This window comes from Enterococcus moraviensis ATCC BAA-383 (assembly GCF_000407445.1).
In the GTDB taxonomy this organism is placed as follows: Bacteria; Bacillota; Bacilli; order Lactobacillales; family Enterococcaceae; genus Enterococcus_L; species Enterococcus_L moraviensis.
The window spans coordinates 101047-120522 of record NZ_ASWB01000003.1 but is presented as its reverse complement, the minus strand read 5'-3'; the positions used below and the strand labels follow the sequence as shown (position 1 = coordinate 120522).

Here is a 19476-nt window from a genome sequence, read left to right as displayed (position 1 = left end):
GAGCGTTTAGCAAATGGATTCCTTTTTTATCTGTATAGATTCAGTGAAAAGGAGAAATTATGAAAATCGATCGCTTACTCAGTTTGGTAAATTTGTTAACGGAAAATGACCGAATGACGGCCAAAGGATTGGCTGAACGGCTTGAGGTTTCCAAACGAACGATTTATCGCGATATTGAAACGTTAAATTTAGCAGGGATTCCGGTTATTTCTTATTCCGGTATTCGTGGGGGATATGGGATTGTAGAGGGATATAAAGTGAGTAAACATATTTTCTCAACAGAAGACATTTCGACGATTATGACTGGACTTTCAGCAATTCAAAGCATTTCAGAATCCGTTGAAATCAGCCCTTTGTTGGCAAAAATTGCACCGAATACAACCTTACAACAACCACAAAGTGATTTGCTGATTGATTTATCTTCGTGGTATAAACCAAATGACAGTAAAAATAAAATAGATGATTTACGACAAGCGATAGCAATGCAGCAAATCGTTGTAATTCAATACCACTCTAAGAAAGGTTATTCTGAAAGGGAAATAGAGCCATATAAACTTATTTTTAAAGCTTCCCATTGGTATCTGTATGGTTTTTGTTTAAAAAGAAAGGCGTTTCGCTTATTTAAACTGACGAGGATTCAAACGTATACGATGTTAGACGAACGATTTGAATCTAGAGCGTTAGATACTGTAGCGTTAACCATGGAGTCTGAAAATGAGGATTTAGAAGCAATGGTATTACCAGAAATGCAACAAATCATCTTAACCTATAAGCAAAAAGATAAATTATATTTGATCGATAAACTTGGCGCAGAATTTTTTCAGGAGCATGAAAAAGAAGCGACTGGAACGATTGTATTTCCGCTACTAAACCTAAAAAAATCAGTCGATTTTATTTTACGTTTACAAGATAAAGTAAGAGTCATTGAACCACCAGTATTAGTAAATGAAGTTAAAGAGAAAATCGAAGAAATGTATTTTCTTTATAAAAGCTGACAATCAGTTGTCACACTTCTGTTGTATGATGAATTCCAAGAGGTATCTAGCTTGTCTTTTTTCAGTCGAGCCTGAACGAGCTCGCTTCGCTTTTGCTTTGAAACATGCCAAGAAATACAACGAAGTTATGAGTTGATATTGATGGGTACAAGGTGACTGAAAGGAACATTGCTTCCTTCTGTTATTAAGATGTTAGAAAGTACAAGGTGTAGCGTAGCGGAACGTTGTTACCTATATATAAGGAGGAATAAATCATGACAGAAGTGTTTTTTGTACTATTAGAAGGCTATGCAGATTGGGAATCGGCATCGATTGCGGCTGTGTTGAATCAGCAAGAAGGGGTCACGGTTAAAACTGTTTCAAATGAAAAACAAGCCATTCATTCGATGGGAGGTTTTTCGATATTACCAGATTATACGTTTGCGGAAGCGTGTCAAAAAGACTTTGATGCCTTGATTTTAATTGGTGGAACGTCTTGGCGAACGGATAAAGCAGAAGCTGTTGATGCTTTAGTGGAAAAAGCGCAAGAACAAGGTGCGGTGATTGCCGCGATTTGTGATGCGACTGTTTATCTTGGAAAGCTAGGATTGTTAAATGATCATAAGCATACGAGCAACCAATTACAAGATTTACAGGATTACGCTGGCGAAAAGTATAAGGGAGCCAATCAGTTTGTTGAAGTTCAAGCAATAAAAGAGAGCAACCTCATTACAGCGAATGGGACAGGACATTTAGAGTTTGCGAGAGAAATTTTGCTGACATTAGAAGTAATGACTGAAAAAGAAGTAGAGCAATGGTATAACTTTTTCAAGTTAGGTTATTACGAAGCGTTGAAACAAGAACTGAGAACAGCAGGTGATACTCCTAATGATCAAAAGGACCTTTTAGCTTGATTTTGTGATTGTGGATTAGAGTGTCTGGTATAAAGACTCCGGAATGTAAGGATGATCCCTTTAAATATGTACACGTTTGTGTTACAATGATTAGTAAGACAAACGTGTACAAAAGGAGGTAATGAAATGAGCACTGTGACATTTAGATTATCTGATGATGAAAAAGAATTCATGCAAAAAATGGCTGATTTTAATGGATTATCTTTATCTGAGCTTGCTAGAACTAAAATTTTGGAAAGTTTAGAAGATCAAATTGATTTAGAAACGTACAATAAACTGATGAAAGAACATCAAACGAAAGACGAAAGTATTTCTCATGCGGAAATGATGAAGGAACTTGGTTTATGACGGTGAAAAAGTATGTTGTTCGGTATGAAAAGGAAGCACAAAAAGTATTAAAAAAGATGGACCGATTTCAAGCAAAGCTAATTCTTTCATGGATTGATAAACATCTCGAAGGTATTGAAAATCCTAGAATGATAGGCAAGGGATTAGTTGGTAACAAAGGTGGACAGTGGCGTTATAGGGTTGGCGACTATCGTATTATTGCGGATATAGACGATGAGACAATAACGATTCTTGTTGTGGCAATAGGACACAGGAAAGATGTTTATAAATGAATAGTAGACAAAGGCTTAGAAAGTGAATAGTTGCTTCTAAGCTTTTTGTCTGTTTTAAAAAGGAAAATTGAAGTTTAGTAGGAAATGCTGGGCAATATTTAAAAATTCTTTTGTTTGTAGGTGACCGATCACTTGAACATTACGTTCACCTTTTTCTGTAAAATCCAGTGAATAAACCTGTTTTGTATTTACTTTGCTTTCTTTCTCAAAAACCTCATTGTGTATTGAAACAAAGTAAGGTTGTTTCGACTTAGTTGAAGTGATTGGGCAGACAATAATTAAATTTGAAGAAAGGTTGTATTCATCACGACTCATGACTAAAGCGGGACGTCTTTTTTTTATTTGACTGCCTTTTGAAGGCTCAAAATCAATAATTACAATGTCTCTTTGTTTAATCATCCAGTTCATTTCCTATAGGTATAAAATCAGTTGCTAAATGGTCATCGCTGTCTGTAAATTGACCTGGTTTAGCATTAGCAAAGTAATCATCAACTTTTGGAATGAGAGAAATAATTCCTTCATTATCTTTGGAGTAAAAAAATTCCTGACCTTCTTTTACGGCTAACTTACTTGATAAGGTAACCATGATTGCATTGCCTTGTTTTCTTGCTTTTACGGTATCCATGAGATGACCTCCTTTTTACAATTACATGATTGTTGTGTTAAATTTTTAAACGATCATTTTATCCCTTACACTATCTAAATACGCAAAAGATCGTCTTTTTTATTTTCTTTAATCAAATCTTTTGATTCTGGATAATAGTAGCCAATTGATTTTGCGATTCGTCTATAAGTAACTCAAACTCTTTATTAAACGTCTCAAACAATTTGGCACTAGCGTAATACTGTTTTACGACCTGTTTTTTGTTGATTGGTGTCGTTGGGTTGGTAAAATAGTTTTCCAGAACTTCCAACGGTTCTTTCCAAGATTCTAAACGTTCGAGTGAATCCTGAAGATTTAGAATCTCTTGATACGGGACAGTTTTAATGCAGATGGCGGAATTTTTCATGGTAATTCTCCTTTTCTTATTATTATGTAGAGTGAAAGAAAAAGTGAAAGCTGTCCGTCTCTATGGTTGAATTATGCCAGTATGTAGGGAACTTCTTCGTGTAAACAGAGAAAAATTCAAAAAGTGTCTAGAAATTCTTACAAGAATTAGGTACAATAAAGAAGCTGGTGCTACGGTACTGGCAAATAGGCAACTTGGATAGAGAGGTGCTACTTTCTATTCAGGGCTTCATTGAACGGTTGGCGCCGAACAATGAAGTGCCTTTTTTGCTTTGAATCACTACGCTGTTGCTTCGATCGCATCAATTTCTAAGAGATAAAGCTCTAAGAATTGAAGGACTGCGATTGGTTATAAGACAGAGCAGATGATGAAAAGTACAAGGTGAATAAAATGAACGTTGTTCCCCTGAAAGTTCTTCTTCGTCTCAAATTTTCTAGGATAGAAATAAAAAAAGACGATCCACAGGTGACCTGTAATCGTCTACAAATAGGCAAGATAAAGACACTATAAAATGTGTCGTCACTATGAAAGTGTACAACAAAAATAGATCGATTCTTACGCTATTGGCAAAGCTGTTTGACAGGTGCTACTGTTTAAACAAGGCTTCTGGTTTGGTTGGCGCCAGACCACGAAGAGCCAATTTATTTATTTTTAATGTTAGTTATTTCTATCCTATGCGTTTTATTATACAGAAAGAGTGGCTTGTTCACAATGAATTTTTTTGAGGGGAGGGATTAAATAACACGAAATTTAGGTTCCTTATATATAAGGAAAAATAACAAATTTTTTTTTGAGTTGGCTGACTATTTCTGCTGAGTGTAAATTAGAGTAAATGATCAAATCAGTCCAAAAAATAGGACAAGTTTGACAAAATCAGAATTATTTATAAGGAAAAAGTAGCGAAGGATAAAAAGTTTGATAAGCTGAAAATGGTCGCTTTCTCTTTTGCGATGGCGATACGTATCGCAGAAAGGAGGTGCATGACTATTCTTCTGTTATTTACCACGATAATTGGTCCGGTTATTGTCGGAGTGGTCTTAGGACTGTTCAAACATTGGCTTGATAATCGACAAGGCTAGAAAGCGACTAGAAGCCAAAATAAACCCCATCACTCTCAGAAAGTGATGGGGTTTTTGGTGTATGACCATTCTTCTTTTATACGTATAAGATACATGAGAAAAAGAGTGTAGTCAAGTTTATTTTTCTATGAACATATTTATTATGAAAACAGTAATTCTGACCACTCATCGGGCTCATAAAATTCACCTTCGTAACCTTCAGCAAAAGGATCGTCGATTATCGATTCTTTAGTTAATTCATTTTTATTTTCAATACAAGTAGAAAAATCTGTGGGCTTTGTAATTTTTTGTCTACGAATAATATACTTGTCACTCCTATTCTGTATAATTTACTAGATCTATATTAGTGTTGCTAGATTTTTATAAAGATATCGGCCCAGATTTTATATTCTGGGCTGCCGATAGTTGGAGAAAATAGATATAGAATTTTTTCAATCCACACATAAAAATGTGACATGTTAAAATTATTATACCATATTATTCGGTGTTTGAAAAAACAATTTTAAAGAAAAAAATATTTGACTAAAAGTTTATATTTTGATATAGTATATATTGTCAAAATAGATATTGAATTGAAAGGATAAATGTATGAATAATAAAGAATCATTTGAAAAGTTGTTGTTTGTGATTATTGCAGCACTTCTTACAGTTATGGTAAATAAACTTTGGAAACGTAAAATTGAATTCTCTAATTTGTTTATACTAGCATTAGTAATTTTACTAGTCGTCTATTTTTTTCTCTATCAATCAAAAAAATAACGCAACTATTTAAATTTTTAGATAGTTCTTTTTTTTATAAATGATATAATGTATTTAAGACATTTAGAAATTAATTAAGGAGATTAAGTATGTATATAGCCCATGTGAGAAAGTCAGATGGAGAAAAGCAGCTTTTAAAGGATCATCTAACAGAGTGTGCCGAACTGAGTGCTGATTGGGGAGGAAAAATTGGGCTGAGAAAAACTAGTTATTTAGCTGGTTTACTTCATGATCTAGGAAAATATTCAAATGAATTTCAGGTGTACTTGAAGAAAGCTGTTGCTGATCCGAAAAGTGTGACACGAGGTAGTGTGGATCATTCAACAGCTGGTGGTAAGCTTCTTTTTGATTATTGCCACAAAAATAGTCGGGATCCATTTTCATATATTCTTGCTGAATTGGTGGGGAATGCAATTATTTCTCATCATAGCAGTCGAGGTCTGCAAGACTTTTTTACCCCAGAAGGAGAAGCGAATTCAGATTATCTCAGACGAGTAGATGAAATAGAGGTTGTTGATTATGAACAAATCAAAAGTCGTTTTTTCCAAGAAATAATGTCAGAAGAACAGTTTCAGAAATTACTGTTGGAAGCAATAAAAGAATTGAAAGGGTTTTATCAAAAAGATGGAAAAAGTCGAGTTAAACAAAACGATACCTTTTTCCTCTTGAAATTCATCTATAGTTGCCTTTTGGATGCGGACCGAACGAATACGATGTTATTTGAAGAAAATAAAGTATTTAAACGGCATGAAAATGACGTATTACTTCAATCCTATAGTCAAAGCTTAGAAGAATATATTGCAACATTTACAGCCGACACACCAATCAATCAGCTTCGAGGACAAATGTCAGATCAATGCAAAGCTTTCGCTGAAAGAAAAACAGGAATTTACACCCTTTCGATTCCAACAGGAGGCGGAAAGACGTTAGCCAGTTTACGTTTTGCGTTGAATCACGCCATCAAATATGGAAAAGAACGCATTATTTATGTCGTGCCATTCACAACAATTATTGAACAAAATGCTGCGACAGTCCGAGAGATTTTAAAAGATGAGGTAAATATTCTAGAGCATCATTCTAACGTTTTTACGGATCAGGAAGAAATGAAAGAGAGGCAAACAGAAGAATCAGAAGCAGAAAAAGAAGCGTTAGAGCAGAAACAAGCATTACTGAAAGATAACTGGGAAAGTCCAGTAATCTTTACCACAATGGTGCAGTTTCTAAATACGATATACAGTCGAGGAACCCGAAATCCACGTCGTTTCCATAACTTAACAAATGCGGTGATTATTTTTGATGAAGCACAAGGTGTTCCAACAAATTGTACTCATTTATTCAATGAAAGCTTGAACTTCTTAAAAAATTACGGCACAACGACAAGTGTTTTATGTACTGCAACTCAGCCATCTTTAGAAAATGTCGGTAGAGCATTAGCCAAAGAATCCGATGGCGAAATGGTCGCCAACTTGTCAGAAGTAGAATCAAAGTTCAAACGAGTAGAGGTCATTGATCGGACAACAGATGATACTTGGACGCTTGAAGAGTTAGCTGAATTTAGCCAAGAAATTTTAACAGAAAAAGAAAACCTGCTGATTATTTTAAATACAAAAAAAGCTGTTCGACGTCTCTATCAATATTTGGAAAATAAGCCATTAGAAAATATTGAATTGTACCATTTGAGCACCTCGATGTGTGCCAAACATCGGAAAAATTTATTGGATGAACTACGTGAAAAGCTAACAAATAGCGACACAAAGCTCATCTGTATCACAACACAATTAATAGAAGCGGGTGTGGATATCAGTTTCCAATCCGTCATTCGTTCAGCAGCAGGATTAGACTCAATTGCGCAAGCGGCAGGACGTTGTAATCGTCACGGCGAAACCAGACAGCAACCAGTCTATCTAATCAATCTTTCAGCAGACCTTGAAAATCTGACTCATTTACCAGAAATTAAACAAGGTCAAGAAATTACGCTAGATATTCTTAAAGAAAGCAGTGAACTAGAACAAAAGGAATTACTTTCTCATGATGTTCAAAAACGGTATTTTGATCGATATTATGATTGTTTTAAGGACGAATTAAATTATCCCGTAAAAAAGACATCACTCAATCTCTTTAGTCTATTAGGTGAAGGTGCTAATGCACTTGAACATTACAAACGAACACACGGCTCAGCGCCTTTATTAGCTTTTAGAAGTAGCCCAAAAACAGTGGGAAAATATTTCCAAGTCATTGACAGCCCAACAACATCCGTACTCGTTCCATATGAAAAAGGCAATGATCTAATCGCTGATTTAAACGGAGAACTGAGACCAGAAGAGTACGCCCCTACTTTAAAAAAGGCGCAACAATATATGGTCAACGTGTTTCAGCACGAACTGATGGAACTTCAAAAAACAGGCAGTATTTATCCACTTCTAAATGGAGATGTTTTAGCCCTAACGAGCAATGCATACAATTTGAAATTTGGGATCGATTTAGAAGCAGAAGCTGCGAGCGGTTATTTAGGATTTTAGTTTTATCTAGCTGCATGGGTTAGTCTCTCGGGAAAAAGATAAAAATGGAATGAGGTAAAGAACACCTCAGTCAATTTTTCCTATTTTCCAGTCGGGACTGAATGAGCCCATTCCACATTAAAATAAGGAGGAATCATCAATGAAATATAAAAATCAAATTTCTTTTAGAGTAGAAGGTGAGTATGCTCTTTTTACGGATCCTTTGACCAAAATGGGTGGAGAGAAAATGACTTATCAAGTTCCTACCTATCAAGCCTTAAAAGGAATTACCGAAAGTATCTACTGGAAACCATCAATTGTTTATTACATTGATGAGGTACGTGTGATGAAATCCATTCAAATGGAATCTAAAGGCATGCGCCCAATGAAATACAACGACAGCAGTGCGAGTGATTTAGCGTATTATACGTATTTGAAAAAGCCAGTTTATGAAGTGAAAGTCCATTTTGAATTTAATCAACATCGACCTGATTTAAAAGGCGACTGGAATGAGGATAAACATTATCAAATATTAAAACGTTCAATCAAAGCTGGCGGGAGAAGGGATATTTTTCTAGGTACGCGAGAATGTCAGGGATATGTGGAACCTGTTGATTTTGGTGTGGCAAGAGGGGACTATGATGCATATGAAGGTGAGCTGCATTTTGGCACAATGGTGCATGGGTTATCCTATCCAGATGAAACCGGGAAAGACGAACTAGCTGTTCGCTTGTGGCATCCGATTATGGAAAAAGGGATTATTCAGTTTCCACGCCCAGAAGCCTGTACCTTAGTTCGATCACTTAGAACGATGCAAGCTAAACCATTTGAACTTTCAGAAATAGAACCCGTCGATCAGCTATTTGAATCCTTGGAACAGGAGGTTGAATGATGAGTTGGTTGAATGACTTATATGAAACGTACAAAGAAAATGCTGACCAAGTAGGAAAAGTTCAACGAACTTCGTATGGAAAAGAAATTGTTCTTTTGCCTATTGCACATGCATACCAAAATGCTCAAATCGAAGTAACCATAACGCCAGAAGGTGAATTTTATTCAGCAAGTGTCGTTCCAAAAGAAGACGCACAAACAATGATTCCAGTAACGATCGAGTCTGCTGGAAGAGCTGGTTCAACGTCTGCCCCACATTTAATCCATGATAATTTAGTTTATGTTGCTGGGGATTTTGAGCGCTATGGTGGTGTTTACAAAAAAAATAAAGCTGGAAAAAATTCTTATCAGATGTATTTAGAAAACTTGCAAGCATGGTGTGAATCAGATTATGCTCAGCCAGTCGTTAAAAGTGTTTTAAGCTATTTAGAAAAAGGCAAACTAATTGAAGATTTAGTACAAGCAAAGGTAATGGTTGAAAAAAATCAGCAACTCATTCCCAAATGGTCAAAGGAATTAGAAGCAGAATTTGGTGAAAAACCAGCATTATTTAGTGTAGTAGTTGGAGAACAAGCAACCTCTTTTGTTCGATTTGCTGTTCAAGAACAAGGGACAGGAAAACGACCACTTTGGGGAGATTCAGAAATCATTGACTCCTTTGTCGCTTATTATACAAACGAACTGACAAATGAAGGACTGGATTATGTAACAGGCGAAATGTTGCCTCTGACAGAAAATCATCCCTCAAAGGTACGTTATGGCGGTGATATGGCGAAAATCATTTCTGGTAATGATTCGGTGAATTTCACCTATAAAGGTCGTTTTACAGATAAAAATCAAGTGGCTTCGATCAGTTACGAAGTCTCTCAAAAAGGCCATAACGCATTGAAATGGCTGATTGGTAAACAAGCATTTATTTTAGATGGACGAGTCTTCTTGACTTGGGGAAGAAAAGAAACAGAGGTACCTAATCCAGAAGAATCCAGTGCTGATGTTCTTGATTTTGACGCTATTTTTGCAAAAGATGAAGAAGCAGAAGTTTTATTAAACCCAGACACAACCCATCAGCAGTTTTCTGAGTTATTTAAAAAAGCTTTGAATGGTTATAGCGTGAAGCTTGCGTACCATGAACCAATTTACATCATGATTCTAGATGCAGCTACTCCAGGCAGAATGGGGATTCTTTACTATCGTTCGATTGAAAAAGAACAATACTTTGCTCGAATTGAAGATTGGCACCACACTTGTTTCTGGCGACATACTTACGGTAGTAAAAATAAGCAGCGCTACACTTTTTGGGGAGCGCCATCTTTGCGGGATATCGCCGAAGCAGCATACGGCTCACGAGCGAGTGACACGCTGATAAAAAATACAATTCATGAACTATTTCCTTGTGTTGTAGATGGGAAAAAGATTCCAATAAATCTAGTTCGAAATCTCCTACAAAGAGCATCGAATCCCGTAAGCATGGAGAAATGGGAATGGGAAAAAACGTTAAGTATTGCTTGTGCTGTAATGAAAAAGCACTTTAATTTTAAAGAGGAGGAAAAAAATGTGGCTCTAGATAAAAATCAGAAAGATAGAAGTTATTTGTTTGGAAGAATGTTGGCTGTCGCTGATGTGTTGGAAGAACGTGCCTTATACAAGGCCGGTATCAATAGAAGTACAAATGCGATTCGCTATATGAATGCTTTTAGTAATCATCCGTTAAAAACGTGGAGGATCATTCAAGAAAATTTGATTCCGTATCAAGCTAGATTAAGAGGCAAAGGAAGTTATTATCAAAAAATATTAGACGAAATTGGTGATTCTTTTGAGTTTGAACACTTTACGGATAAGGCTTTAGACGGCAAATATTTATTAGGCTATTACAGCCAACGAGCAGATTTGAAGAAAAAAACAGAAGAGAAAACGGAGGAATAAATCATGACAGTTTTAACACACAAAATCGACTTTAAAGTAATCACTTCAGTGACAAATGCAAACCCAAATGGTGATCCATTAAATGGAAACCGTCCGCGACAAAATTTTGAAGGATATGGTGAGATTTCTGATGTTGCAATCAAACGTAAAATACGGAATCGTTTGCAAGATATGGGTGGAAAAATTTTTGTCCAGTCAGATGATCGAGCAGATGATGGACTAAAAAGCTTGAGAGATCGTGTCGATTCAATTGAAGAATTAAACAAAATCGCTGCGGATAAAAAGAAAGCAGATGTGAACCGATTTAGTGAAGTAGCTTGTGAAACGTGGATCGATACACGTAGTTTTGGGCAAGTTTTTGCTTTTAAAGGATTAGAATTATCTGTAGGTGTGCGTGGTCCTGTATCGATTCAAACTGCTGTCAGTCTCGAACCAATCGACATTAATACGATGCAAATCACGAAAAGTGTCAATTCAGTCAGCGAAGGCGGAGGTAAAAGCTCTGACACCATGGGGACCAAACATTTCGTAGATTTCGGAGTATATGTCTTCAATGGCAGTATCAACGTCCAACTAGCCGAAAAAACAGGTTTTACCGAAACAGATGCAGAAAAAATCAAAGAAGCCCTAACCACTCTTTTCGAAAATGACGCATCATCCGCTCGTCCAGATGGCAGTATGGCAGTCGAAAAAGTGTACTGGTGGGAACACCCAAGCAAAATGGGCAAAGCATCATCTGCGAAAGTCCATCGCTCAGTAAAAATCGAAAAAATTCCTGAAATTGATCGCGCAAAATCATTTGACGATTACAAAGTAACCGCGGAACCACTAGAAGGAATCGAGCTAACTGTCATCGAAGGGCTGTAATATGTACGATGAACAAGATTATTTAATGATTTCAGGTATCCAACATTTTCTGTTTTGCCGTCGTCAATGGGCGTTGATTCATATCGAGCAGCAATGGCAAGAAAATGTGTTGACGTTGGAAGGACAATATTTACACGAAAAAGCCGATCAGCCAACGATTCGTGAAAAGCGTAAAGATCGTTTGATCGTTCGTGCGTTGCCAATCCATTCACCGACTTTAGGAATAACTGGAATCTGTGATGTAGTGGAATTTGTGCAAGATCCGAATGGTGTGCCTCTAAACGGAGAAACTGGAACTTTTTTACCAATTCCTGTCGAATACAAACACGGAAAGCCTAAACGAGAACTCAGCGACATTTTACAACTAACTGCACAAGCCGTTTGCTTAGAAGAAATGCTTGTTTGCGAAGTGCCAAAAGGGTATCTCTATTATCATGAAACCAAACGTAGAGAAGAAATCGAAATTACACCTGCTTTACGTGAAGAACTCAAGAAAAATGTAACTGAAATGCATCAGCATTGGGCAAGACGTTACACACCTAAAGTTAAAACGGGTAATTTTTGCAAAAAATGTTCCCTACAAAATATCTGTCTACCTAAATTAATGAATGTTCAAACGGTTAAAGGCTATTTAGATCGGAGGTTATGCGAGTGAAAAAACTGTTGAATACCTTATTTGTAACAACCCAAGATGCCTATTTAGCTTTAGACGGTGAGAATATAGTTGTTAAAATAGATGAACAGAAAAATAGAGTTCCGCTTCATAATATAGAAGCCATTGTCACTTCTGGTTATTTAGGTGCTAGTCCAGCGTTGATGCGCAAGTGTGCTGAAAAAAATATTGGGATTACTTTTTTAACGAATTCTGGTAAGTTTGGCAGTCGAGTGACTGGTGGCACAACTGGAAATGTCACGTTACGGAAAAAGCAATATCGTTTATCAGATAGTGAAGAAGAAAGCGTGGAAATTGCTCGTCATTTTATTATTGGTAAATTGTATAATCAACGTTGGATGTTGGAACGAATGACGAGAGAAAACCCGATGAGAATTGATGTTGAACGTTTTAAACAAATTTCTGGGGAATTAAAAAAATACATTGAAGATATTCGTCAAGTTGGAGATTTAGAATCGTTAAGAGGAATCGAGGGACAAGCCGCGAATCGTTATTTTCTATTGTTTGATCAAATGATTTTGCAGCAGAAAAATGATTTTGGTTTTTATGGTAGAAATCGCAGACCGCCTTTGGATAATGTAAATGCCATGCTTTCTTTGGCGTATACTTTGTTAGCGCAAGAATGTGCTGCTGCATTAGAAACAGTTGGACTTGACCCCTATGTTGGTTTTCTTCATCGAGATAGACCGGGTCGAGCGTCATTAGCTTTGGATCTAATGGAAGAGTTGCGAGGTATCTATGCAGATCGTTTTGTCTTAACCTTAATCAATAAAAAAATGGTCACTGGAAAGGATTTTGTCAAAAAAGAAAGTGGAGCAGTGATTTTGACGGATGATGGTAGGCGAATATTTTTTCAAAAGTGGCAAGAGAAGAAACAAGAACAAATCCAACATCCATTTTTAGGAGAAAAAATCAATTGGGGTTTAGTTCCTTATACGCAGGCATTGCTGCTAAGTCGTTTTTTAAGGGATGATTTAGATGGCTATCCACCATTTTTATGGAAGTGAGTAATCCCATATACTGAACTGAAAAAAGTAAAAAAGAATAAAAGGAGTTAGCAAAATGAATACCGAACTTGGAAAAATAATAGGTACATCTGAAAAAGAAATAGTCACAGAGCAGTTAACCATAAAGGATAATTTACTGAAGTTTAACGATATGACGATGCAACTTAGTAATATTTCACAAATTTATGATGGTAAGTTGAAATTTCAACTCTCTAAAGGGGTTATATTTCTCCTGATTATTTCATTAATGGGAGTATCTACAGAAACCTTTAGGACGATTAGCTTTTTGGGTTTACTTTGTTCAGGAGGATATATTTTCTTACTGTATCAAAAATATATGGAAAATAGAATTTACTTATTCTTCATTCTGAATTCTGGTCAAACTTATCGCTTGATGTTTAAAGACAAAGTATTTTTAGATGAAGTAAAATTAGTAATTGAAGCTTCGTTCAATAATAAGCATAGTGATTATACGATAAATGTCGCTGAGCAAAAAATTGTAAATGGAAATCAGCACATTATTAATGGAAGTCATAGTAATGTAAACTTTGGCGTCCAAGAAGATCATTCTCATACTAATCATATTTCGGAAAGTTTTAATCAAGCTGATGACCATTCTTTTAATGTTGGTGGAAATGTGACAAATAGTTCCGTTCAGTCTGCTACATCTGAGAGTGAAATGGCTACATCTATCCAAGAAAACAAAGTAGACCCATATGATTGGGGAATAATTGAGGACTCTTTGGAAAAAGTTATAGAAACAATCAAAATTGCTAGTCCAGTAAAACAAGCAAGTGAAGAAGCGTTGGAAGCGGCTAGAGCACAAGATGTTAATAAATTTGAGTCAGTCATTAAACGTCACAAAGCTGAGTTTCTTTCAGAGCTTTTCCAAAATACGGTTAGTGGAGTATTGGCGCAAGTAATTACTAAAATTTTTGGATTAGGATAGTAGGTGAGACTAAGTGTTAGTTTTGATTACTTATGATGTAGCAACCAGTTCGGATAATGGAGTCCGTCGTTTGAGAAAAGTAGCAAAGAAGTGTCAAGATTATGGACAGCGAGTTCAGAATTCTGTTTTTGAATGTGTTGTTGATACTACAGAGTTAACTAAGCTAAAAAAAGAGTTGATTGATTTAATTGATGAAGATGTTGATAGTTTGCGTATTTATCGATTAGGAAATAATTATCAAAGTAAGATAGAGCATATTGGAGCGAAAGAAAGTTTTGATGTAGAAGCGCCATTGATATTTTAGAGAAATATTTAGTGCGAACCCCAAGCGCACACTAAATCACTAGGGGATTCGCACCAAACTTTGACTGATTTTTATCAATAATAAGGTGGTTTTCTCATTTGAATTTAATTTTTTGATAAATAGTTTGTGGAATAGTAAAAATATGTTATGTATTTTTATCAAATTCACAGTCTAGCTCTGTTTAGAGCTAGTGGATTGAAATTGGTTGCTCTCGGCAAACTTTAAAAAAGTTATAGAGTCTAGCTCTGTTTAGAGCTAGTGGATTGAAATGGATGCAACAACAGCTGCTGCAGATGCCGCCGCCGTCTAGCTCTGTTTAGAGCTAGTGGATTGAAATCCTAAAACAAGCGTTTCTGCAGAAGTTCCGTCATCGTCTAGCTCTGTTTAGAGCTAGTGGATTGAAATTTGATACTGTTGATAATTGGATTCCGCTATGGAAGTCTAGCTCTGTTTAGAGCTAGTGGATTGAAATTGTAATGTCGCATCGAGTCGCCTCAGATAAGCGACGTCTAGCTCTGTTTAGAGCTAGTGGATTGAAATATCTTGATCCTCTTCTGATGGCGTCTCTAACCAAGTCTAGCTCTGTTTAGAGCTAGTGGATTGAAATACAGTCCATATAAAATCGTGGTCATTTGTAGTGAGTCTAGCTCTGTTTAGAGCTAGTGGATTGAAATCTAAAACACGGTAGAGAATGATATCTTCAATAGAGTCTAGCTCTGTTTAGAGCTAGTGGATTGAAATGTATAATCTATTTGGGCATTCATCAGTTTATTTCGTCTAGCTCTGTTTAGAGCTAGTGGATTGAAATCAATCAGGAAACTAAAATACTCTATTCTGTCGCATGTCTAGCTCTGTTTAGAGCTAGTGGATTGAAATTCTAAATCAAGCTAACGAAAAAAGACAAGCAAAAACGTCTAGCTCTGTTTAGAGCTAGTGGATTGAAATGATAGTCCTTTATTATTAGAGTTAGATTTATTTGTCTAGCTCTGTTTAGAGCTAGTGGATTGAAATAGTAATATCAATTGATAGATTACCATTTTTTGAGTCTAGCTCTGTTTAGAGCTAGTGGATTGAAATGAATCAGTTAATAGGCAATTAAAAATGAATAAAAGTCTAGCTCTGTTTAGAGCTAGTGGATTGAAATTGTCCATTCACGAGCTTTGAAATAGGACCATACAGTCTAGCTCTGTTTATAGCTAGTGAATTGAAATAGTGCGCCGTTTGTATTTTTATAAACTGTTGTTGGTCTACCTCTGCCATTTTATTCCTTTCTCTTCTCAATTGACTCTCTTCAAAAAAATGAAGAATTTTTCATTATGATTTGCTTGACCAAGCGAAAAATAGTAGGTACGCTATGTAAAAAGGCGGTGGACGAATGAATAAAGTAGTCATTTTATTAGTGGAAGATGAAGCGAGTTTAGCTAATTTTATTTCAGAGGAACTTAAATTTGAAGGATATGAAGTGCTTTATGCTCCTGATGGGGAGCGGGCGTTAGAATTATACAAACAAAACCAAGCGACTATTATCCTGATTTTATTGGATTGGATGTTACCCAAATATGATGGTATTACGGTTGCGAGAAGGATTCGCCGTAATAGTCAAGTTCCAATCATTATGATGACTGCTAGAGATCAGTTGGCGGATAAAGTGAGTGGACTGGATGCTGGAACCGATGATTATATCACGAAGCCGTTTGATATAGAGGAATTATTGGCGAGAATCAGAGTTATTCTAAGACGTACGGAACAGCAAGAAAAACTTCAGCAACAATTGGTTTACCGGTACAATGACCTGTCGCTAGATTTGACGAAGCGAACGGTTGAACGCTTTGGGGAGTTAATTCAATTAACGCAAAAGGAATTTGAACTATTAGCAGAATTGATCAAACAGCCAGAAGTTGTTTTAACTCGAGATGAATTGCTCAATGCAGTTTGGGGGTATGATTACTTTGGTCAGACTAACGTTGTAGATGTTTACATACGTTCATTGAGAAATAAAATTGACCATGACCCAAAACAGCGTTTGATACAAACGGTTCGAGGTGTAGGATATGTGTTGAGGTCAAACGATGGAGAACATTAAAAAGAGTTTCTATGAACGAAAAAATACCACTCAATTTCAATTGACAATTCGTTTTATTGGTTTACTTGTTTCTGCTGTATTGATTTTGAGTTTGGCCATTATGGGAATCACGATTGCCGAACTGTATGAATCGACGGAAGAACAAACCGTCCTAGTGGAAGAGTCGCTTAGAAATGGGGAGAGAAAGACTGCAAATGACTGGCAAAACGCATTAGCTGGATCGGTTTCTAAAGAGAATTCTCCTTATCTGATTCGGGTTGGGCTAGGCGATGGTGAGGTGATTTTTTCTTCTGAGGATGCAAAAGAATTGTATGATGAATTTTCTACGCTGAAACAATTGATGTTCATTGACCGTGTTTTGTGGACAAGTGATATGGAACCCTATTATTACGCTAGTTTTCAGATAGGACAGACGAAAGTCACCATCTTAGTTGAGATGGAGGATCAAGTTGAGGTCATTAGTAGAATTTTTTTATTCACTATTTTTTTAACCTTATTTGTGATTATCATTGGCTCTTTTGTTACCTATCGTTTTTCTAGGAAAATCAGTCGAGCATTAGTTGGAATGAATCAAGAAATCAGTCAACTGGAAAGTTCGTCTGCTGAACAACGATTAACAGTACCTAAAACACCGCTGGAAGTTCAAAATATAGCGAGTTCATTTAATGTATTACTAGCAAAACAGCGTGCATCGTTGAAAAGAGAACAGCAATTTGTAACGGATGCGTCCCATGAACTACGGACGCCACTTGCGGCTATTCGCGGGCATGTCAATTTGATTAAACGCCGAGGGAGCACACATCCTCAAGTAATTCCAACGTCACTCGATTATATCGATAAAGAATCAAAACGAATGGAAATCCTTGTTGAACAAATGCTGACTTTAGGGCGCTTGGAAAATCAATTGCAAACAGAACAAATTGACCTATCCTCGTTGATAAATCAAACAATTGACGAGTTAAAAGTCATGATGACTCAAAACTTGACTGTTCAAATTGAAGTAGGACTAGCTATCAATGGAAGACCAGAACATTTTTATCAAATGACTCGAAACTTGATTGAAAATGCGATGAAATATACCGAAACTGACGGCCTGATCAGTGTTAAGCTAGTGTCTGAGAATCAGAGTATTGTCTTAATGGTTGAGGATTCTGGAATCGGTATTTCGAATGAAGAAAAGAGCAAGGTGTTTGAACGATTTTATCGAGTAGATCGATCTCGATCAAGTGAAATCCCAGGTACAGGAATTGGGTTAGCAATCGTTAAGGAGCTCGTTGAATTGTATCAAGGCAAAGTTTTAGTAACCGATGCGACGCCTGTAGGAACTTGTTTTACACTCGTTTTTACAATAACTCATCCATAAAAAATGAAGATTTCTTCATTTAACTTTCACATAGATTTATTTTTTCTTTTGAGCCTAGTTGGTAAGATAAGAGTGTAAAGCAGAGGAAAATCGAAAGGAATGAGCACTATGAATAAAAAATTGATTATTGGAACGGTCTGTTTAGGATTTATTTTGGCAGGTTGTACAAGTAATAACAAGTCACTAGAAAACAATGAAAAAAGTCAGGTCAGCAGTGAAAAGCTCGATCAGTCAACGACAAATGATTCGAATACAAAAGTAACTGAGTCAGCTAAATTATCTGAAATAAAGGTAACAGTTGATGAGGCGATCAAAGCGTATGAAGAGGCATATCCAAATACAACGATTACGTCTTTGGATTTAGATACTTCGTTTGGCTCATATTATTATGAGATTCAAGGGGTCGATGATACAACAGAATATGAAGTGAAAATCAACGCAACAGATAAGAAATTAACGAAAGAGCGAGAAGAAACACTAGACCGTGAAGATCAAAATGGTGTAGAAAAAGAAAATGAAGCGTTAGATTTAAAAAAATTGAAATCATTAGAGGAAGTCTCGAAAATAGCACAGGAGAGTGTTGGGCAAGGCGAAGCGTTTGAATGGTCTTTAGATAGAGAATTGTCTATCACGTATTGGGAAGTCAAAGTACGTTCTGGAAATGATGAAGTTTCTGTAAAAATCAATGCTCAAACAGGTGAAGTAGTTGAAAAGGAAATCGATGACTAGTTCGTTATTTGAACATGGAAAAAAGAAATAGCTTAACAGTTATAGGCTTTTTTAGAGGAAATAATCGTTATCCAAGTAAAGGACTGTTATAAAATAGTGTGAAATCAGACCATATCATTCGTCTTATTCCAAGAAATTCTATACAATTAAGTAGGAAACGAAGTAAGATGTTAATGGAGGGATAATGATGAATAACGTTATGGAACAATTAAGAAAATATGCACTTTTGCGAGGAATTGTTTATATGATCTTCGGACTGTTGATCGTGATCAATCCTAAAAGTGTTTTCCAAATGGCTGTCTATTTTATATCTGCGTATATTGCAATTATGGGTATACTAAATTTGTATGATGGATTTAAAGTCAAAAAAGCAACAGGGACTTACGGTATGAGTTTTCTAGGTGGAATTGTTTTACTTGTGATGGCAGGAATCGTTTTGGTTTTTGCAAAAGGAATCGTTAGTATTTTACCAATTTTCTTAGGTCTCGTGATTGTGATCGTCGGGGTTACTCGAGCAATTCAATCGGTCAATTTACGGACATATGTCAATGTTAGCTGGATGCCGATGTTTATTTACAGCGTGATTTTGATTATTGCTGGTTTGGTTTTGACGTTTAATCCATTTAGTAGTTTATTAGTACTATTCCAATTGTTTGGTGGGATTCTTATTTTTATGGGAATTGGAGAAATGGTATCTTTCTTCCAATTACGCAAGATTAAATAACGAAAAAAAGGAGCTGATTTTCAGCTCCTTTTTTATTTGCTCCATTATTTCAAAGCATTTAATTCCGCTTCAGAAGCAGTTAATTGTCCTTCAAGTTCTTCCATTCCGT

The 19476-nt window shown here is 36.2% G+C and carries 20 protein-coding genes and 1 CRISPR repeat array; of the genes, 17 read left to right on the top strand and 3 right to left on the bottom strand.

The annotated features are described in order from the left end of the window. Positions 1 to 59: 59 nt before the first annotated feature. From I586_RS10625 to I586_RS10610, 4 genes are all read left to right on the top strand, one after another. Positions 60 to 995: a helix-turn-helix transcriptional regulator gene (locus tag I586_RS10625; RefSeq protein ID WP_010766156.1), complete on the top strand. Its 936-nt coding sequence runs from the start codon at positions 60 to 62 to the stop codon at positions 993 to 995. A gap of 254 nt (positions 996 to 1249) precedes the next feature. Continuing rightward, complete coding sequence (locus I586_RS10620; protein WP_010766155.1) at positions 1250 to 1888, top strand: type 1 glutamine amidotransferase family protein; 639 nt, start codon at positions 1250 to 1252, stop codon at positions 1886 to 1888. A 126-nt stretch (positions 1889 to 2014) separates the two neighbouring features. Further along, positions 2015 to 2236 carry a type II toxin-antitoxin system RelB family antitoxin gene (gene relB / locus I586_RS10615; protein WP_010766154.1) on the top strand — a complete coding sequence of 74 codons (222 nt, stop codon included), beginning with the start codon at positions 2015 to 2017 and terminating at the stop codon, positions 2234 to 2236. Further along, positions 2233 to 2508 carry a type II toxin-antitoxin system RelE family toxin gene (locus I586_RS10610; RefSeq protein WP_010766153.1) on the top strand — a complete coding sequence of 92 codons (276 nt, stop codon included), beginning with the start codon at positions 2233 to 2235 and terminating at the stop codon, positions 2506 to 2508. The genes relB and I586_RS10610 overlap by 4 nt, the downstream gene beginning before the upstream one ends. A gap of 54 nt (positions 2509 to 2562) precedes the next feature. On the opposite strand, the gene I586_RS10605 is transcribed toward I586_RS10610, so the two are convergent. The 3 genes from I586_RS10605 to I586_RS10595 form a co-directional block, all read right to left on the bottom strand. Continuing rightward, entirely contained in the window at positions 2563 to 2916 is a 354-nt protein-coding gene (locus I586_RS10605) for a type II toxin-antitoxin system PemK/MazF family toxin (RefSeq protein WP_034702362.1), read from the bottom strand. After that, positions 2900 to 3133 carry a type II toxin-antitoxin system PemI/MazE family antitoxin gene (gene mazE, locus I586_RS10600; RefSeq protein ID WP_010766151.1) on the bottom strand — a complete coding sequence of 78 codons (234 nt, stop codon included), beginning with the start codon at positions 3131 to 3133 and terminating at the stop codon, positions 2900 to 2902. The genes I586_RS10605 and mazE overlap by 17 nt, the downstream gene beginning before the upstream one ends. A 112-nt stretch (positions 3134 to 3245) precedes the next feature. Beyond that, positions 3246 to 3518, bottom strand: coding sequence for a hypothetical protein (locus I586_RS10595; RefSeq protein ID WP_010766150.1), 273 nt, complete (start codon positions 3516 to 3518; stop codon positions 3246 to 3248). 929 nt (positions 3519 to 4447) lie between these two features. On the opposite strand from I586_RS10595, the gene I586_RS17260 reads away from it, so the two are divergent. The 13 genes from I586_RS17260 to I586_RS10535 all read left to right on the top strand — a co-directional run bounded on the left by I586_RS17260 (position 4448) and on the right by I586_RS10535 (position 19367). Then, positions 4448 to 4597, top strand: a complete 150-nt coding sequence (locus I586_RS17260; protein WP_425250067.1) for a type I toxin-antitoxin system Fst family toxin — start codon at positions 4448 to 4450, stop codon at positions 4595 to 4597. Positions 4598 to 5445: 848 nt separating this feature from the next. Continuing rightward, complete coding sequence (locus tag I586_RS10590; protein ID WP_010766148.1) at positions 5446 to 7875, top strand: CRISPR-associated helicase/endonuclease Cas3; 2430 nt, start codon at positions 5446 to 5448, stop codon at positions 7873 to 7875. 139 nt (positions 7876 to 8014) lie between these two features. Further along, positions 8015 to 8746, top strand: coding sequence for a type I-C CRISPR-associated protein Cas5c (gene cas5c, locus I586_RS10585; RefSeq protein WP_010766147.1), 732 nt, complete (start codon positions 8015 to 8017; stop codon positions 8744 to 8746). Further along, positions 8746 to 10668, top strand: a complete 1923-nt coding sequence (cas8c, locus tag I586_RS10580; RefSeq protein WP_010766146.1) for a type I-C CRISPR-associated protein Cas8c/Csd1 — start codon at positions 8746 to 8748, stop codon at positions 10666 to 10668. Before cas5c ends, cas8c begins: the two co-directional genes overlap by 1 nt. A 3-nt stretch (positions 10669 to 10671) precedes the next feature. Next, positions 10672 to 11535: a type I-C CRISPR-associated protein Cas7/Csd2 gene (gene cas7c / locus I586_RS10575; protein WP_010766145.1), complete on the top strand. Its 864-nt coding sequence runs from the start codon at positions 10672 to 10674 to the stop codon at positions 11533 to 11535. Position 11536: 1 nt separating this feature from the next. Next, on the top strand, positions 11537 to 12190 hold the full coding sequence (gene cas4, locus I586_RS10570) for a CRISPR-associated protein Cas4 (protein ID WP_010766144.1): 654 nt from the start codon (positions 11537 to 11539) through the stop codon (positions 12188 to 12190). Beyond that, entirely contained in the window at positions 12187 to 13215 is a 1029-nt protein-coding gene (cas1c, locus tag I586_RS10565) for a type I-C CRISPR-associated endonuclease Cas1c (protein WP_010766143.1), read from the top strand. Before cas4 ends, cas1c begins: the two co-directional genes overlap by 4 nt. A 55-nt stretch (positions 13216 to 13270) precedes the next feature. After that, a complete protein-coding gene (locus I586_RS10560; RefSeq protein ID WP_010766142.1) occupies positions 13271 to 14164 on the top strand; it encodes a hypothetical protein in 894 nt (297 codons plus the stop codon). Between the two features lie 13 nt (positions 14165 to 14177). Further along, positions 14178 to 14468 (top strand): CRISPR-associated endonuclease Cas2, encoded by a 291-nt coding sequence (cas2, locus tag I586_RS10555; protein ID WP_010766141.1) that lies wholly within the window; start codon positions 14178 to 14180, stop codon positions 14466 to 14468. 169 nt (positions 14469 to 14637) lie between these two features. Then, a CRISPR array of direct repeats spans positions 14638 to 15679; the repeat unit is 33 nt; unit sequence GTCTAGCTCTGTTTAGAGCTAGTGGATTGAAAT. Between the two features lie 164 nt (positions 15680 to 15843). Then, the gene (locus tag I586_RS10550; RefSeq protein ID WP_010766140.1) at positions 15844 to 16551 is read left to right on the top strand and encodes a response regulator transcription factor; all 708 of its coding nucleotides are present in this window, start codon (positions 15844 to 15846) and stop codon (positions 16549 to 16551) included. Then, positions 16538 to 17914: a sensor histidine kinase gene (locus I586_RS10545; protein WP_010766139.1), complete on the top strand. Its 1377-nt coding sequence runs from the start codon at positions 16538 to 16540 to the stop codon at positions 17912 to 17914. The genes I586_RS10550 and I586_RS10545 overlap by 14 nt, the downstream gene beginning before the upstream one ends. A 108-nt stretch (positions 17915 to 18022) precedes the next feature. Continuing rightward, on the top strand, positions 18023 to 18643 hold the full coding sequence (locus I586_RS10540; protein WP_010766138.1) for a PepSY domain-containing protein: 621 nt from the start codon (positions 18023 to 18025) through the stop codon (positions 18641 to 18643). 187 nt (positions 18644 to 18830) lie between these two features. Then, positions 18831 to 19367 carry an HdeD family acid-resistance protein gene (locus I586_RS10535; RefSeq protein ID WP_010766137.1) on the top strand — a complete coding sequence of 179 codons (537 nt, stop codon included), beginning with the start codon at positions 18831 to 18833 and terminating at the stop codon, positions 19365 to 19367. The last annotated feature ends 109 nt before the right edge of the window (positions 19368 to 19476 follow it).

What these genes read in the sequence shown, in the direction of transcription:
- I586_RS10560 (WP_010766142.1), top strand. Translation starts at nt 13,271, where the DNA reads ATGAATACCGAACTTGGAAAAATAATAGGTACATCTGAAAAAGAAATA.
- I586_RS10610 (WP_010766153.1), top strand. Translation starts at nt 2,233, where the DNA reads ATGACGGTGAAAAAGTATGTTGTTCGGTATGAAAAGGAAGCACAAAAA.
- I586_RS10550 (WP_010766140.1), top strand. Translation starts at nt 15,844, where the DNA reads ATGAATAAAGTAGTCATTTTATTAGTGGAAGATGAAGCGAGTTTAGCT.
- I586_RS10595 (WP_010766150.1), bottom strand. Translation starts at nt 3,518, where the DNA reads ATGAAAAATTCCGCCATCTGCATTAAAACTGTCCCGTATCAAGAGATT.
- cas7c (WP_010766145.1), top strand. Translation starts at nt 10,672, where the DNA reads ATGACAGTTTTAACACACAAAATCGACTTTAAAGTAATCACTTCAGTG.
- I586_RS10590 (WP_010766148.1), top strand. Translation starts at nt 5,446, where the DNA reads ATGTATATAGCCCATGTGAGAAAGTCAGATGGAGAAAAGCAGCTTTTA.
- I586_RS10540 (WP_010766138.1), top strand. Translation starts at nt 18,023, where the DNA reads ATGAATAAAAAATTGATTATTGGAACGGTCTGTTTAGGATTTATTTTG.
- I586_RS10545 (WP_010766139.1), top strand. Translation starts at nt 16,538, where the DNA reads ATGGAGAACATTAAAAAGAGTTTCTATGAACGAAAAAATACCACTCAA.
- mazE (WP_010766151.1), bottom strand. Translation starts at nt 3,133, where the DNA reads ATGGATACCGTAAAAGCAAGAAAACAAGGCAATGCAATCATGGTTACC.
- relB (WP_010766154.1), top strand. Translation starts at nt 2,015, where the DNA reads ATGAGCACTGTGACATTTAGATTATCTGATGATGAAAAAGAATTCATG.
- I586_RS10605 (WP_034702362.1), bottom strand. Translation starts at nt 2,916, where the DNA reads ATGAACTGGATGATTAAACAAAGAGACATTGTAATTATTGATTTTGAG.
- I586_RS17260 (WP_425250067.1), top strand. Translation starts at nt 4,448, where the DNA reads ATGGTCGCTTTCTCTTTTGCGATGGCGATACGTATCGCAGAAAGGAGG.
- cas5c (WP_010766147.1), top strand. Translation starts at nt 8,015, where the DNA reads ATGAAATATAAAAATCAAATTTCTTTTAGAGTAGAAGGTGAGTATGCT.
- I586_RS10620 (WP_010766155.1), top strand. Translation starts at nt 1,250, where the DNA reads ATGACAGAAGTGTTTTTTGTACTATTAGAAGGCTATGCAGATTGGGAA.
- cas8c (WP_010766146.1), top strand. Translation starts at nt 8,746, where the DNA reads ATGAGTTGGTTGAATGACTTATATGAAACGTACAAAGAAAATGCTGAC.
- I586_RS10625 (WP_010766156.1), top strand. Translation starts at nt 60, where the DNA reads ATGAAAATCGATCGCTTACTCAGTTTGGTAAATTTGTTAACGGAAAAT.
- cas4 (WP_010766144.1), top strand. Translation starts at nt 11,537, where the DNA reads ATGTACGATGAACAAGATTATTTAATGATTTCAGGTATCCAACATTTT.
- I586_RS10535 (WP_010766137.1), top strand. Translation starts at nt 18,831, where the DNA reads ATGAATAACGTTATGGAACAATTAAGAAAATATGCACTTTTGCGAGGA.